Annotated in this window: 12 protein-coding genes and 7 pseudogenes; 10 read left to right on the top strand and 9 right to left on the bottom strand. The window is 59.5% G+C overall.

The window, feature by feature from the left end; all coding sequences use genetic code 11:
• Window positions 1-77 precede the first annotated feature (77 nt).
• Window positions 78-218, top strand: a pseudogene (locus QSV46_RS38580) (transposase domain-containing protein); the annotation flags it as partial.
• Between the two features lie 188 nt (window positions 219-406).
• On the opposite strand, the gene QSV46_RS38575 reads toward QSV46_RS38580, so the two are convergent.
• Window positions 407-640: a hypothetical protein gene (locus QSV46_RS38575; RefSeq protein WP_314963930.1), complete on the bottom strand. Its 234-nt coding sequence runs from the start codon at window positions 638-640 to the stop codon at window positions 407-409.
• A gap of 7 nt (window positions 641-647) precedes the next feature.
• The gene (locus QSV46_RS38570; RefSeq protein WP_314963929.1) at window positions 648-980 is read right to left on the bottom strand and encodes a hypothetical protein; all 333 of its coding nucleotides are present in this window, start codon (window positions 978-980) and stop codon (window positions 648-650) included.
• A 336-nt stretch (window positions 981-1,316) separates the two neighbouring features.
• Here QSV46_RS38570 and QSV46_RS38565 point away from each other — a divergent pair, with 336 nt between their 5' ends.
• The 4 genes and pseudogenes from QSV46_RS38565 (at window position 1,317) to QSV46_RS38550 (ending at window position 5,961) form a co-directional block, all read left to right on the top strand.
• Window positions 1,317-2,198: a site-specific integrase gene (locus tag QSV46_RS38565; RefSeq protein ID WP_314963928.1), complete on the top strand. Its 882-nt coding sequence runs from the start codon at window positions 1,317-1,319 to the stop codon at window positions 2,196-2,198.
• An 11-nt stretch (window positions 2,199-2,209) separates the two neighbouring features.
• A pseudogene (locus QSV46_RS38560) lies at window positions 2,210-3,407 on the top strand (IS91 family transposase).
• Window positions 3,408-3,992: 585 nt separating this feature from the next.
• A pseudogene (gene tnpC, locus QSV46_RS38555) lies at window positions 3,993-5,139 on the top strand (IS66 family transposase); the annotation flags it as partial.
• A gap of 384 nt (window positions 5,140-5,523) precedes the next feature.
• A complete protein-coding gene (locus tag QSV46_RS38550) occupies window positions 5,524-5,961 on the top strand; it encodes a hypothetical protein (RefSeq protein ID WP_314963927.1) in 438 nt (145 codons plus the stop codon).
• An 87-nt stretch (window positions 5,962-6,048) separates the two neighbouring features.
• On the opposite strand, the pseudogene tnpC (QSV46_RS38545) reads toward QSV46_RS38550, so the two are convergent.
• The 3 genes and pseudogenes from tnpC (QSV46_RS38545) to tnpB (QSV46_RS41620) all read right to left on the bottom strand — a co-directional run bounded on the left by tnpC (QSV46_RS38545) (window position 6,049) and on the right by tnpB (QSV46_RS41620) (window position 7,961).
• A pseudogene (gene tnpC / locus QSV46_RS38545) lies at window positions 6,049-7,549 on the bottom strand (IS66 family transposase).
• A 65-nt stretch (window positions 7,550-7,614) separates the two neighbouring features.
• Entirely contained in the window at window positions 7,615-7,773 is a 159-nt protein-coding gene (gene tnpB / locus QSV46_RS41625) for an IS66 family insertion sequence element accessory protein TnpB (RefSeq protein WP_409997283.1), read from the bottom strand.
• Window positions 7,704-7,961 (bottom strand): IS66 family insertion sequence element accessory protein TnpB, encoded by a 258-nt coding sequence (tnpB, locus tag QSV46_RS41620; protein WP_409997282.1) that lies wholly within the window; start codon window positions 7,959-7,961, stop codon window positions 7,704-7,706. Before tnpB (QSV46_RS41620) ends, tnpB (QSV46_RS41625) begins: the two co-directional genes overlap by 70 nt.
• Window positions 7,962-8,387: 426 nt before the next feature.
• Here tnpB (QSV46_RS41620) and QSV46_RS38540 point away from each other — a divergent pair, with 426 nt between their 5' ends.
• The 4 genes and pseudogenes from QSV46_RS38540 to QSV46_RS38525 form a co-directional block, all read left to right on the top strand.
• Window positions 8,388-9,143, top strand: coding sequence for a hypothetical protein (locus QSV46_RS38540; protein WP_314963926.1), 756 nt, complete (start codon window positions 8,388-8,390; stop codon window positions 9,141-9,143).
• 261 nt (window positions 9,144-9,404) lie between these two features.
• Window positions 9,405-10,649 carry a plasmid replication protein RepC gene (repC, locus tag QSV46_RS38535; RefSeq protein WP_314963925.1) on the top strand — a complete coding sequence of 415 codons (1,245 nt, stop codon included), beginning with the start codon at window positions 9,405-9,407 and terminating at the stop codon, window positions 10,647-10,649.
• 103 nt (window positions 10,650-10,752) lie between these two features.
• Complete coding sequence (locus QSV46_RS38530) at window positions 10,753-11,169, top strand: hypothetical protein (protein ID WP_314963924.1); 417 nt, start codon at window positions 10,753-10,755, stop codon at window positions 11,167-11,169.
• Window positions 11,170-11,371: 202 nt separating this feature from the next.
• Window positions 11,372-11,629 (top strand): annotated as a pseudogene (locus tag QSV46_RS38525) (transposase); the annotation flags it as partial.
• Between the two features lie 2 nt (window positions 11,630-11,631).
• Here QSV46_RS38525 and QSV46_RS41615 read toward each other — a convergent pair.
• From QSV46_RS41615 to QSV46_RS38505, 4 genes and pseudogenes are all read right to left on the bottom strand, one after another.
• Window positions 11,632-12,221 (bottom strand): annotated as a pseudogene (locus QSV46_RS41615) (transposase); the annotation flags it as partial.
• Between the two features lie 161 nt (window positions 12,222-12,382).
• Window positions 12,383-12,658 (bottom strand): transposase, encoded by a 276-nt coding sequence (locus QSV46_RS38515; protein ID WP_314963931.1) that lies wholly within the window; start codon window positions 12,656-12,658, stop codon window positions 12,383-12,385.
• Window positions 12,659-12,709: 51 nt separating this feature from the next.
• Window positions 12,710-14,039 (bottom strand): annotated as a pseudogene (locus QSV46_RS38510) (IS5 family transposase).
• 135 nt (window positions 14,040-14,174) lie between these two features.
• Window positions 14,175-14,537 carry a hypothetical protein gene (locus tag QSV46_RS38505; protein ID WP_314963923.1) on the bottom strand — a complete coding sequence of 121 codons (363 nt, stop codon included), beginning with the start codon at window positions 14,535-14,537 and terminating at the stop codon, window positions 14,175-14,177.
• 886 nt (window positions 14,538-15,423) lie between these two features.
• On the opposite strand from QSV46_RS38505, the gene QSV46_RS38500 reads away from it, so the two are divergent.
• Window positions 15,424-15,552: a hypothetical protein gene (locus QSV46_RS38500; RefSeq protein WP_314963922.1), complete on the top strand. Its 129-nt coding sequence runs from the start codon at window positions 15,424-15,426 to the stop codon at window positions 15,550-15,552.
• The last annotated feature ends 835 nt before the right edge of the window (window positions 15,553-16,387 follow it).

Here is a 16,387-nt window from a genome sequence, read left to right as displayed (position 1 = left end):
GCACGCGATCGACGATGCCAGCGTGACAACGACGTGCCATACCGGACCCGTTCGGCATAGTTCGGCGGGCGGCATAAACCTGCAAGCTCAACGACGTCGATCCGCTTGCCTATCTCACCGACGTCCTGACCAGGATCGTCAGTGGTCATCCGAACCGCGACATCGACCAGCTATTGCCTTGGGCCTACCGCACTCAGTTCCTCCAAGCCGTGGCCTGATAACGACGCTTACGAAGAGGGCACCAGGAACTAAACTGTTGATAACGAAGCGGGTCTCGGATCGAACGGCCGCGCACTCAGCATAATCGTGGGCTCCACATAATTCCTGTTGGACTAAACCGCTCCGCGGTAGGCAGCGATGGCGGCGGCCTGAAGAAGGAAGCGGCACAGAGTGCGCGGCAGCGGGATTAACGATCCTTCGCTGTGCGTCGCGCCGTCCGACCCGTGGCCTCGCTGAACAGGTGGCGGGGGATGTTGATTATCGCAAAACGTCGCCGTTCTTCCGGCTGCGTTTCAAAATCTGCCTCCACAAAAATCTCGACGGTCCCCTCACTGGCATGAACTTCGACGCGTGCCGGCGCGTCGTCAAACTCCACTTCATATCGGCGACCATTCCTTCCTCGGATAATCGCGTGCGCCATTTCTATGCTACCTCCGGCCCTGCTTCTTGAGCTTCTTTACTCGGTGCTTCTGATAATCCAGAACGGCCGCTGCAAGTGGCATCGAGCGCGGCACGCGCACATGTGTGAGGGAGACGACAAGCGCACTGCCTGTTTCTTCCGAGCGAGACAAATGGCAGATGATGCCGCCCTCGTTACCAGCGTATGACAAATCCCAGACGACGTGGTGCATCCGATCAGCATCGGCAACATTCTGGGCTTGCAGATACTCGATCAACGATGGTGCCAGTTCAACGTCAAATGGCGCAGCTGCCTTGAGTGCGGCGACCAGCCGGGTGGTCTTCTCCAGATTGTCGAGCATAGCGTCGTCCATCTTTAACGGGCGAATCAGAGAGCCGACGATCCGCGATGACAAGGAATATGGCTCAACAGAGCCATATTCGCTATCCGTCGCGTAACCCGCCTTCCTCCCATTGCTGGTTGACCCGATCCAATGGCGATGAACTCACGGACATTACCCCGCTTCCTTGCTAATACAAGGCAGTCCGCCCCTCTCCGGCGCATCGCCGCTTCGCGGTAGACGACTCGTGGCAAGCTTCGGTGCGACCATCTGAACTTCCTGCATTCCCGACGAAGTTCGATTGCGAGACGCTGGAGGCGCTGCTTGCAGCGCTTTCATATCGCAAAGGAGCTTCCTATGACGGTTCTTCGACAACGGATGACTGAGGACATGCAGGTGCGGAATCTGTCGCCGCATACACAGGCATCGTATCTCCAACAGGTATCGCTGTTTGCACGTTACTTCCGTATGTCGCCGGATGCGCTGACCCCCGAGCACATCCGGACTTATCAAATCTACCTCACGAACGAGAAGAGGCTGGCTCCCAATTCAATCCATACGGCTGTCGCGGCGCTTCGGTTCCTTTACGGGATTACGCTCAAGAAGGACTGGACCTTTGGAGAAGACATCCCGCTTCCAAAAAAGCCGCAGAAGCTACCCGTCGTCCTGAGCCCTGAAGAAGTTGTGCATTTCCTCAGCTGCGTGGATTGCAACAAACATCGGGTGATCCTGATCACCTGCTACGCGGCAGGCTTGCGCATTTCGGAGGCCGTCCGGCTGAAGGCCGCCGCGATCGATAGTGCCCGTATGGTTGTTCGCGTCGAGCAGGGTAAAGGTCGCAAAGATCGGTACGTGATGCTGTCGCCCATGCTGCTGGAGATCCTGCGCAGCTACTGGATCGCCGTTCGCCCGAAGGAGTGGCTCTTCCCTGGCATTCACGATGATCGGCCAATCACGAAGGACGCCGTAAAAGCAGCCTGCCAAAAGGCGCTTCGGTTGTCCGGTCTCTCTAAACCCGTCACCCCACATTCGCTTCGGCACGCATTCGCTGTAGATCTCCTCGAATCAGGTACCGACTTGCGGACCATTCAGATCCTCCTCGGTCATCGCAGCCTCGCCACCACGGCCAAGTACTTGCGCATCGCGACCAACAAGGTCTGCGCGACGTCCAGCCCTCTGGACCTCCTGCCGCATCCAGTTCCAGCCGAACCACAGCCGGCGCCGCCAAAACACTTCTGAGTTTCAGACCCATGGCCCGCTCGGGGCCGGAAGTGGCGGACATATTCCGCCGCTACGGTGCAGCCTATCGTGAGAGCCATCGCGCCTCGCTATGCATTGCACAGCGTCGCGTCATGAGCGCGATCGAATTGTGTCGAACTGCAGCACTTGGTGGTCATGTCGAGCGCTGCGATCACTGTGACCACCAGCGCATCTGCCACAACAGTTGTCGTGATCGCCACTGCCCAAAATGCCAATCACTGGCTCGTGCCCAGTGGCTGGGCGACCGTCGATCAGAACTTCTCGACACCCAGTATTTTCATGTGGTCTTCACCATACCGCAGTCCATTGCAGGCTATTGCCCTTCAAAACAAGGAGATCGTCTACGGCATTCTGTTCCGGGCCGCCAGCGAGACGTTGCGCACCATCGCAGCTGACCCCAAGCATTTGGGCGCGCAAATCGGATTCTTCGCGGTGCTTCATACTTGGGGTCAAGCTCTTTTTCACCATCCGCATCTGCATTGCGTGGTTCCGGGTGGGGGCATTTCTCCGGATGGCACACGATGGATTTCCTGCCGGCGCAAGTTCTTTTTGCCCGTTCTCGTGTTGGCGCGTCTGTTTCGTCGACTGTTTCTCGATCATCTCCGGAAGGCCTTCGACGCCGGAGACTTGCAGTTGTTTTCCTCGCTGGAATCCCTTCGGACGCGCGACGCCTTCTTGCGTCACATCGCGCCTATCCAGAAGAAGGATTGGGTGGTTTACGCGAAGCGCCCCTTCGCCGGACCTGAACAAGTCCTCAAGTACGTCGCACGATACACGCACCGCATCGCCATCTCCAACAATCGCCTGCTCGATATCGACAACGGCAAGGTTCAGTTTCGCTGGAAAGATTATCGCAATGGCCACCGTCAAAAGACGATGACGCTTGGCGCTGACGAATTCATCCGTCGGTTCCTGCTTCACGTACTTCCCGACGGGTTTCAACGTATTCGGTATTTTGGCTTCCTGGCCAATCGCTACCGCGCAGAGAAGCTCGCTCTGTGCCGGCAGCTCATGCAAATGTCGCCGCCAACGGCCACCCGCAAAGTCAGCATGGATTACAGAGATCGATATGAGGTACTCACGGGCGTTTCCCTGAAGACATGCCCGTTGTGTCGCTGTGGCACCATGGTGGTCATCGAAACTTTCGAATGCGCCGCCAATCGTGCGCCAATCATGGACACTTCATGACCGTCAACGGCTACTCACCATCATGTCTCGGCCAACCCTGCGCGATCTCGCGAACGGGACAATTTCGCCCCGTGGGGCTTCACATCGCATTCCCAAGGCGATTCTGTTGCTCTTTACTCGTGATCAGTACCTCCGATGCGTCATCGCGTCCGCTCAAGTCTCCTGTCCTCACCATTCGCGACCGCGTTTGCGGTCCCTTGCAACTCTTGGCCGCGTTACAATCCCCATAGTTGTGGCGCTGCCGTGCCCGGCGGTTTAGTCCAACACGTTTTTAGCCCACCAGCGCGGGTCGCACACTTGTGTTCAACTGCACCGCCGTGGCCGCGCCGCTGAGCTAAAAACGCTCTTCATTATGTGGTGCACCACATAACAGGAAGGGTGCGGAGGGCTTGGCGCTGTTGGCGAAGGAGACGCTGGGCCATGACCCGATGAAGGCGTGGCTGTGGTCTTCCGTGCGAAGCGCGCCGATCGGGTGAAGATGTCGTCTGGGATGGCAGCGGCTTCAAATGGCCTCCCATCGTGGCCGGCGTGATGCGGATGAATGCCGCCCAGCTGTCCGCGCTTCTGGCCGGCATGGATTGGACGCGGATGATCGAGCAGTTGGCGCTGACGTTCGAAGAGCTGGAAGCCGACGCCACCGAGGACGAGCTTGCGGCGGAACGAGCCGTGGCGAAGACGACGACGGTGCGCGGATTTACGCTCAAGCGCGCTGAGCGCCAGACCTTCCCTGAGCACCTTCCCCGGGAGCGGGTGGTGATCGAAGGACCTACGGCTTGTGAATGCTGCGGCAGCAATCGCCTTCGCAAGCTCGGCGAGGACGTGACGCGGACGCTGGAACTGGTGCCGCGCCAGTGGAAGGTGATCGAGACGGTCCGGGAGAAGTTCTCCTGCCGCGATTGCAAGAAAATCAGCCAGCCGCCGGCGCCGTTCCATGCCATCGCCCGGGGATGGGCCGGCCCGAGCCTCCTGGCCATGATCATGTTCGAGAAGTTTGGCCAGCATCAGCCCTTGAACCGCCAGGCCGAGCGCTACGCCTTGGAAAGGGTGCCGATCGCGCTGTCGACCATGGCCGATGCCGTGGGGGCGGTCTGTGCGTCGCTGGATCCCTGCTGCGCCTGGTCGAAGCCCATGTCATGGCAGCCGAGCGCCTCCATGCTGACGATACGACGGTGCCGGTCCTGGCCAAGGGCAAGACCGACACGGGACGGTGCTGGATCTACGTTCGGGACGACCGCCCGTTTGGGGGCGCGGGTCCGCCAGCAGCGATGTTCTACTACTCACGCGACCGCAAGGGCGAGCATCCGCGGGGGCATCTGGCCCGGTATGCCGGTATCCTGCAGGCCGACGCCTATGACGGGTACAACCAGCTCTATCTGGCAGGCGCCAGCCCGGACCGATCCGGGAGGCCGCCTGCTGGTCGCATGGAAGGCGCCCATTCTTTGCCATGGCCGACATCGAAGAGAATGCGCGGCGCAAGGGTGCCGGAAAGAAGGAAATCCCGCTCTCTCCGATCGCGATCGAGGTCGTGCGGCGGATCGATGCGCTGTTCGAGATCGAACGCTCGATCAACGGCAAGAGCGCCGAAGAGCGCCTTCGGGTGCGGCAGACGCTGAGCCGGCCCTTGGTCGACGACCTGCAGGTCTATATGCGCGAACAGCTCGCCAAACTGTCTTGTGGTCACGACCTGGCCAAGGCATTCAACTACATCCTGAAGCGATGGACGAGCTTCACGCTAAGCCATTCGGCAAGACGGTAGCGCTCGACCCGTCGGAGCGGGTCGGGGTTGCGGAGACGGGGCGAGCGCTACCGTTTTGCCGAATGGCTTCAAAAAGAGAATTGACATCAATCCGCAATTAAAGGGCCGAATGACAGATGGCCGATCTCTCAGATCGAAGCTCTCATGCCCTGGCACTTCAAAGCCTGAACGGCCTCAGCTTGGCGCTTACGTCGGACGAACGGCAATACCGTCATGTGGGTAAGCGTCAAGCTGAGGCCGTTCGGGGATAGCGATCGTTTGCCCCACGGCGAGTAAATGACGTGGATATCGATACCCCGGCGATTGACGTCGATATGGCCGAATGGTGGGTTTTTTTAAACTCAGCCGCGAGCCCTGCCGATGTCTATCGAATCCCAGTTGCGCGAGAAGTTGCGGAAGATCGAGGCTCTTTTCGCGGGTGCCGGAACGGCCGGCGAGCGGCTCGCGGCGGAAGCGGCGCTGGAACGTGTGAGGGAGCGTTTAACGGAACTTGGTCGGCAAGATCCCCCAATTGAGATGCGGTTCTTGATGCCGGATCAATGGTCGCGCCATCTGTTTCTCGCCTTGTGCCGGCGTTATGGCATGAAGCCCTATCGCTATTATCGGCAGCGGCGCAACACGGTCATGGTTCGCGCACCCAAACGGTTCCTCGATCAAGTTCTGTGGCCGGAGTTCTCCGAACTTGACCAGGCCCTGCAGGCCTATCTTCATCAAGTGACGCTGCGCGTGATCCGCGACGAGGTCTTTGCCGACGCGAGCGAGGCGCAGGAGATTCCGGAGGCGCTGCCACCGAACTGATGGATGCGGTTAGGGCGGAAGGCTTGCTTTGCTTTTATCCCAGGCCAGCGATTCGTCGATCTTCGCCATAGGCCGAGCTGAGGCCGTTCAGGCGTTGAAGTTCCACGGCATGAGCTGGTCGATGCTCGAGATCGGCCAGCCTTGAGCGATGCGCTCAAGGGCCTGCGTGAGCCAGGCGTATGGATCGACATCATTCATTTTTGCGGTCTGCAAAAGCGTGGCGGCGGTTGCCCAGGTGCGACCGCCGCCAGCGGATCCTGCGAACAATGCATTCTTCCGAGTAATTGTTTGCGGCCGGATGGCGCGCTCAACAATGTTGGAATCGATTTCGACACGCCCATCGCTCAGGAAGCGTTCGAGAGCGGTCCGCCGGGAGATGGCGTAACGGATCGCCTCGGCGAGTTTGGATTTCCCGGACAGGCGCGGCAGTTCCGTTTCCCACAGCTCGAAGAGCCTCGCCACAATGGCGGCGGACTTTTCCTGGCGGGCTTTCACCCGTGTTGCAGGATCCTTGCCGCGGATGTCCTCTTCGACCTTCCAGAGCGCCGCCATTGTCGTGATCGTCTGCGTCGCCAGCCGCGAGCTTTCGTTCACATGCAGTTCGTAGAAGCGCCTCCTGCAGCAGGCCGCTAAAGCCCGCCAGATGACGCGCGACACAATCACCACTCCGGCTGTCTTCGAAGCGATAGGCAACCATCGGCGGACCAGCGCCGCCGAAGGGTCTGTCGTCCCGGGCATAGGCCCATAACCAAGCCTTTTGGGTCTTACCGGAACCGGGAGCCAACGTCGGCAACGTGGTCTCATCGGCAAATACCCGTTCGCCCTGCTTGATCCGTTCCAGAACATAGTCGGCCAGAGGCTGCAGTTCGAAGCCAACCTTGCCCATCCACTGCGCCATCAGCGATCGGTCCAGCTCGACCTGGTCCCGCGCATAGATGGCTTCCTGTCGATAGAGCGGCAGACCATCGGCATATTTGGAGACGGCAATCTGGGCCAGAAGCGCCTCGGTGGGGATGCCGCTTTCGATGATATGGAGCGGCGCCGGCGCCTGGATCACGCCGTCGCGATTCCTGTAGGCGTATTTCGGGCGGCGCGTGACGATTACGCGGAACTTCGCCGGCATTACGTCCAGACGCTCCGACACGTCCTCGCCGATCAGAACCTTCTCCAGCGCCTCGCAGCCTGCGGGAATCCCAGGCTCAATGACAATCTCAACCCGCTCCAGATGAGCCGCGAAGCCTTTCCGCGGACGCGGCGCACGTTTCGGTTTGTCCTGAGCGGCACTTTCGAGCTCGGCTTCGACCGCCGCCATGCCGGTCTTTATTTCGTCGAACACGAAGGCATGCTGCTCCTCGCTCAATGTCGCGCCACGCAGACGCTCCGAGCGAGTACCGTAGCGCGACCGCTCTAGCATTCTCACGATCGCCGTCAGCGTCGCGATCCGCTCGTCGGCCGTCTTGTTCGCCACTTCGAGATGATCGTTGCGGGCCTCCAGCAGCGCCCTCTGGTCGGCCATGGCGACGATCATCGCCTTGAGCGCATCAACGTCGTCGGGAAGCTCTGCAACGGCCTTCGTCCTCGCCGCCATCACAGCATGTTCGCGGCCGGTTTCCCAAACTTTCCAAAGGCCTGATTCAAAATGCCACAGGTTTTTCAGCCCATCGATTGCGGTCGCTTCACAGCCACCGGTCGGACCTTCTTCCAGTCCAGCCCATCGACCAGCGCAAGCAACTGCGTATGGTTCAAGCGCACCGTGGCCGGCCCAATCCGCGGCCAGCAGAACTGCGCGTCCTCAAGCGGCTTGGCAAACAGACACCCCCCCCCGTGCCATCAAACCAGACCGCCTTGATCCAGTCCGCTCTTTTCGAACGGAACACGTAAAGCGCGCCACTGAATGGGTCCGCGCCACCATCGCGAACCAGGGCCATCAAGCCGGTCGCACCCTTGCGGAAGTCAACCGGCATGCTCGCTACATAAACCTGCACGCCGGCCGGGATCATGTCTTGCGAACCGCCCGGATCACATCGGCAAGCCGGTCAGGCTCGACTTCCGCGCCGGCGCGCACCACCACGTCGCCGATAACAATTTCTACCATGTCGCTCCGCAGTATCCCTCCGCCAAAGTCTAGCTCGGATGGATACGCTCATACCGGTTACGAAAGGTCTGCTTTTCGCTTACCGCGAAGCAGGCTGTGCTGCTGCGGCGGCAGGGTATATCCTGATGTAAATGTCGCCTCGGTTTTTGGACGTGCAAAGACTCTAGCCTCACGTCCAAGCTCACCTGAATAGGCCTTCTACTCGGGCAACCTTTCGAAAACCTGACGAGCGGCGTTTCGATTACCCTCTCCTGCGTGGCCTCACGCCGGGGTTCCGAATCGATCGGCGATGAGGTAGGAAGAAGAAAGGTAATATCGGATGGCGACGTATATGACGGTTATCGAAGCAAATGCCAATTACCGCAATGGCAAGAAGGTGCACTCGCCACCGCGGTTCGTCGAATCGGACGCCGACTCTCTAAGCGCTCAGCTTAAAGGGCACTGGTTGCGCTTATTTACTCCATCCTCCGTGACGGAATCGCGAAAGTTCACCTCGGGCGAAGTCACAAAACTGATCGGGATCACCGACGCGCATCTCCGGCACCTGCCACTCGCAGCTGAGACTCCCGAGCCGAAAAGACAGCACGGGGACACCGCTTATTCGCTGCAGGTTCGGGAGAGTCGTCGCATGCTGAGCGAAACGCAGCGATGCAGCGAATCGATGCGAGGGCGGACATCTTCAGGTCATCGCAGTCACAAATTTGAAAGCTGGATCCGCAAAACCACGACCGCCGCGCACGTCGCGCAATATTTCCCGATGAAAAGCTATCGTACTTCCTTGTCGGTGCTGTTCGGTCTTCAGTCCAGTGACCTGCTACACAACTACGCGTTGTGCCCGGCGATCCGCTATGACGACTTGTTTAGCTCAATGCCGCGCCGGCCGATCCGTCGTTCATGCGCGATCAGCCGGATGATACGAAGGCGGCTGATTTCGAGGCCCGCGGAGCATTGCCGAGCACGGACACCAGGTACACCAATCTTGGTGGGGCCGAGCTTTCAGACAGAAGGTCGCTATCAAGCTGCCTCTGGCAACGGTCGGCTCGAGGCCTTGCAGTCGCTTTGCAAGCCCGGTCAAAGCTATCGTTAAAGATCCGACTAATGAACAACTTGTTCTGGGACATCGGGCGCTGCCATCGCCGGCAGCGCCCGATGAGTAAGCCGCGTACCCGCAGTATGAGCAAGGATCCATAGCGGCAAAGGAAAAAGCCTCCAAACGGTTCCGTCCGGAAGCCCTTTTGTCTAGCTTGGCACTGGCCAAAGAATCACCTCCGCGAATCGCAGTCAAGTGTCTCGTGAGAGCGGGGGCCGGTTTGGTGAGCAGATTCCTTTGCCCGCACGAGGCAAAGACATGCAGTCACATCTACCAACGACGCCCTTTGGGCGGCGATCGCTAACGCTTGCCCACGTGGCAAGCCAAATGCTCGCAACAGAACGCCGTCCTGAAAAGATCGTGCACAAATGGAAGATCTTCCACGCCATCTGCACAGTACGGCCGCGCCTTGGGGTGTCGGAGCGCGCGCTCACGGTACTAAACGCGCTCCTGACCTTCCATCCCGAGACCGCGCTGACGGGAGAGGATGATCTGATCGTCTTCCCGTCGAACCATCAGCTCACTCGGCGGGCGCACGGCATGCCGGCATCGACGCTGCGGCGTCACCTCGCTGTGCTGGTTGACGCGGGGCTGATCGTTCGGCGCGACAGTCCAAATGGCAAGCGGTATGCGCGGAAGGACGAGGCTGGCGAAATCGAACTCGCCTTCGGCTTCGATCTGTCACCGCTCGTCGTGCGCTCGGAGGAGTTTGAGCGCCTGGCGGCCGATATCGAAGCCGAGGCCCGCGCACTCAAGCTGGTGCGTGAACGGATCACGCTGTGCCGGCGCGATATCGCGAAGATGATTGCAACTGGCATCGAAGAAGCCGTCCCGACGCGAAGGGGAGGGCAGGGGCCTGCCGATTGGCAGGTTGTGCACGCTGCCTTCCGCGCAACGGTCACTCAGATTCCACGTTCCGCGACCCGCCAGGAGCTCGAGCCGATCGCCGACGAGTTGTCTCAGCTTGCCGACGACGTGCTCACCGTTCTGGGAGCACACATTAAATCCAAGAATCCGAGTGCCAATGAGTCCCATTCTGAGCGCCACATACAGAATTCAAATCCAGACGCCCCTATTGATCTTGAACCTGTCCTTCAAGAAGGCAGGGCGGCGAGAGCTGAGCCCAAACCTCAATCATCGCGAGTCGCCGAGAATTCGTATCCGTTGGGAATGGTGCTGAATGCATGCCCCGACATCGTCGATTACGCGAATGGCGGGATTTCGAACTGGCGCGATTTCCTGGCCACCGCGGCCGTCGTACGATCGATGCTGGGGATCAGCCCGAGCGCCTGGGAGGAGGCGCAAAAGGTTATGGGCGAAACGCGAGCGGCGGTGGTCGTCGCCTACATCCTGCAGCGTGGGACGACGGTCAGATCAGCCGGCGGCTACCTGCGCGGGCTCACGCGGAAAGCGGAGGTCGGGGAGTTTTCTCTTGGGCCGATCCTGATGTCGCAGATCAACTCCCGGCTCCACGAAAAGCGAACGAGCGTGAGCGATGGGTAAGACCCGGCTGGATTGGATTCCGGTTTGAGCGCGCGTAGCGATGTCGTTCGGCGCAAGAAGGCGATATTGCCGATCTTACGGTATTCGGTGGAAGGTAACCGGTATGAGCTCCCCGTCTGCGGGGATCAGCGAGCGCGTGGGTAGCGGATCGGCATCCAATATTGGCGCGGCGCCGTATAGCCTCGAGGACCGCTGGAATATCGGCGTAGGCGTTACGCAGAAAGTCGGCAGTCTTGCGGCCGCTTCCGGGGGATCCGAGCACCGGCTGCCCCTGATCGTCGCGACAGTGCAACAGAATGGGCAGAAGCATGCTGTGATTGACATTGCTGGTGTCCAGCATCGGCGCCCACGCCGACATCCTGAGCCGCATCGCGGCATGGAAACCCCGGCATCAGGGACGCGGATCGACGTCGCCATTGGGGTTGCGCCGGTGTATCGGCTCGAACCGATCGGGGCAGTCGAGAGGGTGTTGCTGATGTCGTTGTGGCGCAGCGCGACGGCGGAGATCGCGGCGGAATAGCCGTCGAGCATGGGAATGCTGGTAGCGGTAGGATCGCCCAGCTCTCGGCGCCGCCTTCACTGCCGCTGAACAATGAGTTGAGCGCATGGAACGCTCGACTGTGTTGCTGTCAACAGAGCCGGCTCCGCAAATTTGAACGGCTCGATAAGTGGAGTTTCTGCCTGACGGCGCGCACGCTGGTGCCTGCGAATCAGGAGCGACGATGAACAGACGAGCACGCCGACACCACACACCGGCCTTCAAGGCGAAGGTGGCGCTTGCCGCCGTCAAGGGCGACCGGACGATAGCTCAGCTGGCCGAGCACTTTGACGTCCACCCCAATCAGATTACGGCGTGGAAGGCGCAGCTGGAGGGTGGCGCTTCCGGAGTTTTTGGACCGGGCAGCGCTGCGCCGGCCACGCCTGCGATCGACGTGAAGTCGATGCACGCCAAGATCGGCGAACTGACGCTGGAGAACGAATCCTAAGCAACGGAAGCACCGACTTTCGGCTCCAAGGACTGGAGAACAAAGCCGAATGCCTTGGCACGCCGATGCAATTTGTTGACCACTCGCGTCCGGTAACGCGTCTCGTAGGATGAGGCCCCGGGATCGATATAGTCCATTCCGTATCGTACAGCATTGTAGAACAGAACCGCGATCTTGCGGGCCGTGGCGGTCAGCTTTGGCCTTGCCGATGCGCGCTGAGAGCCGTCTATAAAAGGCGCCGAGCGCGGGGGCTGTACGACCCACGGTCACCGCAGCAAGGCGCAGAAGTGCCGCCGCCCGGCCGCCGGATCGGCGTGTTCGGGAGGAGAGCATTTTGCCGCCGGAGACCTTGTTGCTCGGCGCCAGTCCCAGCCAGGAGGTAAAATGCTTTGCACTTGGCCACGAGGAGAGGTCGTCTCCGCATTTCAGCGATCAGCTTCAGCGAGAGGTAAGGACCGAGGCCGTCGATCGTGGTGATGTCCTTTCCGAGCAACGCGAACAGCGCATCGCCGACGTCGAAAGCTAGAGCCTTCGCCTGATCGGTTCGATTCCGACGCCGCGAGGCCCGCGGCGCTGGTCCATGACCTTCAAAAGATCGCCGCCTTTGCCCCTGAAGCAGAAAAGACCGCCGCCCATGGCGTCGCGCTTGAGCACTTTCCTGCACGCGCAGAGCCAGGCTCGGAAAGCCACACCGCATGTCGGTATGGCCCGTCGCAAGCCACACTCGCACGCCCGTCGGGATCGGGATCACCGTAGTGTCTCCAGCCCTCGCATGATCCGTAGCAAAACCGCAACATCGACGTTGCGATCCACGATCACGCGTCGGCCATTCGCGGTCACGACTTCCAGAGTGCCTGTCGCCGCGGGTGCCGCACGCTCCGTCGTCGACTGGACCTCCGACACAATCCGAGCCGGCACAAATCCACCTACCTGACGGCCGCCAAGCTGTCCTTCGCGATAGGCCTTGCGCCACGAAAACAGAAGCTGTTTCGAAAGCCCATGATGCCGTGCTGTCGCCGACACCAACCGCGGACCCTAAAAAGTCCTCTGTGAAGAACGCGGGCGCGCTCTGATTTAAGCGATCGTTTGAGCCGGGACAGTTTCGGCGAAGGCTCGGATGATGGCACGCAAGAGTTCTGCGAGCCATCGCAGGAGCAGGCCGAAGTTGTGGCCTGCCGCGGCGAGGACAGCGCTGATACGGTCCCCGATGCGACCCTTGAGATAATCCCGGTCCATGCGTGCTCGGCCTTGACGTGGCCGATGACAGGCTCGACTTCCGCGCGACGCTTCATCTCTCGACGGATGGAAGCCGTGACGCGGCGGGCCTGACCCGAGATCCAGACCCTGAACCGGTGCGGGTGGTTGTGGCCGCGGTACCCTTTGTCGACGTGGATGCGGCGAGCCTCCACGCCGGTGAGCTTCTCCATGTCGGCGATTACGAGGCCGAGCGTGTGCCCGTCGAAGGGATTGCCATGCAGTGCCTTGGCATGGAGGACGAACTGTCCGCCTTTCGGGGACGTCACGGGGGTGGCGATGCCGACCTTGCAGCCGAACTCGTAAGGTGCGCGGGCTTTCCCCTTGCCGATGCACTCGACCTCCGGGGCATGTAACGCATAGACCTTGGGGCCGCGCTGATGCCGATCCTGAGTGCGCACGCGCTGCGCTAACTCGAGCAGCGCGCCGAAGCGGGCCTCCAGCATCGCATCGCCATCAATCTTGCGGCGGATGTCGCGGATGATCCGGCCAAGCCGCGTCCGCAGGAACTGAGTTGGGGCCGGGCGCGTTTGAACTGGTGGGCGTGGGTATAGCGGCCGACCATGATGGCGGCGCGCTTCGCCAGGCGCAAGTAACTCTGGCGCAGCGGCACGCGGTTGCGCTTAGCGAGCTCGACGAGCTTGGTGATGGCCCGATGCATCAGCCGCGCATCGGTCGGATGCGCAACGGCCTTGGGCTGCACTGTGGTATCGACCACCACCCGTTCCAGGTCCTTGGGACCGATCGCGCCAGTCTTGTGCGCCACCGACAGACTTTCCTGGATCAGCGCGACGAGTTGCTCCTCGCCGAGCCGCTGGCGCCAGCGCGTCATCGACGATCGATCGAACGACAGCCCGGTGGCAAAAGCTCAACTCGCCGCAGAAGTATTGGTAATAGGGGTTTTTGATCCAGTGGGCGCACAACACCTCATCTGATAGGTTGTGCATGTGCTTCAAATGAACAAGCCGGCGACAAGCGGCGTCGGCAGACCAGGCTGCCCCGGAGCGGCTTGGCACACCAACCAAAGCGGTCACCCAGAAACTTCCAGTCGATCAGCGCCGCCAACCGCACCAGCGGGTGGCCCATGTCGATGATTTGAAAGCGCAGGAAGCAACAAGTCTTTCTGGCGATCATCCCGCGGTTTGCTCATTGCCTTCCCCGATGCCGACGACTCACCGTCGGGGAATCACGAATCGCTCAAGAGCAAAATCCAAAAACGCAAGAAAGCGAGGTCCAACACCCCGCTTTCCTGCAAAATCGAATACTTTATCGAGACAATTTTTGCTTATTTCTCAGGCCGATCCGCATTCTTCACGGGCGACCAAAAACGTTCCTCGACAATCCGCAGCTTCTCGGCAGCGGACCAGCGTCGACGCCGACCAGTCTCCACGACTTCAAGGTCGTTCGCTTGGCGACTACCAGTAAGGATATCCATACCGACAGTCAGCAGATCGGAAACACCCGCAAGACGGCCGTCCTCGGACGAGCACTCCTTAACGTCGTCGACGTGACCAAGGAGAGTGCCTGGCGGCCATTCCGAAGATATCTCCTTCCGCAACGGTTCCTTGAGCCATCCCGGCGGCGGCGGCGGCAGGATATATTCTGATGTAAATGTGGTCCTCGTTTTTTTTTGGACGGTGCTCTGCATTCCGGGCTCGCGCTCTGCGCGAGCCCGGAATGCCACCGTCCAAAAACGAGGACCACATTTACATCAGAGGCTGTCATTGTGGCCCCAATGGAAAGCAACTCTAGCCCTCACATTCTTTCCAAGAGCAAGTCACCGCTACGAATTCGGGAAGAGCTGCAATGTGGCTTTTGGCGAGAACGACGAGCTGTCCACTGCTCCAATGACAATGACCTGAAAAGCGACACGCTGCACGTATCACGGGCAAATCAGAGCATAAGTCAACAACACGTCACATTCTTGGTGGTGGGCCACCGCCGGGTCGATATCAAAGACCCTTTTGCCCGCTGCGAAAAGGCATCAAACTAAAGCTGTCACTTTCCGTGGTTCTGCAACAGTAAAATATGCTTGGGTCTCGCTAAGGGCCAAATTTGGTTAGCTTATTCATAAGGCCATTATTCTGTTCGCTTGCCTAAGAAGTCACGTAACACATTTGCAACGGCTGGAAGGACTTGATCCGGCCTCTATTTATATCCTTCTCATCATTCTAGCTATCACCACAACTGCTTGTTCTTCGGTCACAAAGCAGAATTAAACAGCTCTCTTCTGTCTCTCGCACAATGTCGTGGTTCCCCTGCAAATTCACACATACTGGTGCTGAGAACATGAGGCACGCGCTCTATAACGCCACGGTGAACTACGCAGATCATAAGGCGGAACTTGCGGTTGAGCTCACCTACATTTATGTGAGTAGTGAGAGGCACGCAGCGAATTGCGTGGCGAATGGAAGGTTGAGCGGAAGCTGGACCAGATCTAACCAATCTCCGAATGCTGCGCCGTCCGATCTAGGATCCTGGTTCATCGCTGTGGACGCCAGAACTGACCTGGCCGGCCGGATTGAGGTGGTAGCATGGGGGCGCGCGATAAGGCAGCAGGAAGAGGAAAGAGGAGGAAGAGGAGGAAGAGGAGGAAGAGGAAGAGGAAGAGGAGGAGGAAGTGGAAGTGGAAGTGGAAGTGGAGGAGGAAGTGGAGAGCATGACGACGAGTGATCAAGTCGCCACACTTGGGCCTGTCACTGTATTTTTCACTTTTTGCTTTGTATTAACTAATGCGGCAAGTTTTTATGTAATCGTTTTGTTATAAATAAGTCGCGCGGTGGCAGGCAATAATAGAATATATTCGTCTATTCGTATTGGTTTGTAGCGCTCTATATTTCTAGCATTGTCTTTACTACAACAAACAAACACATCGATAATAGCCGCTTCCAGTACATCACCAGGTCGGTGCCATCCCAGACGACAATCTTCACTGATCGGCGCGCTTCGCACGGAAACCAGCGCCACACCCTTCATCTGGTCTTGCCCAGCGTCTCCTTTGCCAAGATCGCCAAGCCATCCGCACCCTTTCTGAAGTCCACAGGTTGGGTCGCAACGTAAATCGTGAGGCTCGCAGGTGGCGTCAGCATGAACGGGTCCGTCGCAGGGCGCTGAACACGTCACTTGGCAACCGCAAGGCCAGGCGTCCCGCGTACCTCTACCCGTGCACTCTGGAACTCGACCGTAACAACAGCTGCTTCCGCCGATACGGAGGGCTCCGCAGCCGCGGGTAGCGACGATTCCGACACCAAAGGCACAAACGATAAGGTATCCGCCGAAACCGGCAGCACCAACTGGCCCAGACAACGAGCGGGCAACACAGATCTGATCGGATGCGGCTGGCTCAAAGCTCGAGGTGGTGGCGAGGTGGTGGCAGGATATATGGCCTTGTCGCCTTTCTTTGTTTGTGTATTCGTGTGGCTAGAGCTGGTCCCGGTTGTCTGAACAGAGTTTCCGCGTCGATAAGTGGAGCCTCTGCCGGGGTTAGGCTGCCATGCG

This window comes from Bradyrhizobium cosmicum (genome assembly GCF_032290525.1).
Taxonomy (GTDB): Bacteria; Pseudomonadota; Alphaproteobacteria; order Rhizobiales; family Xanthobacteraceae; genus Bradyrhizobium; species Bradyrhizobium cosmicum_A.
This window is presented reverse-complemented; position numbering and strand designations above follow the sequence as displayed.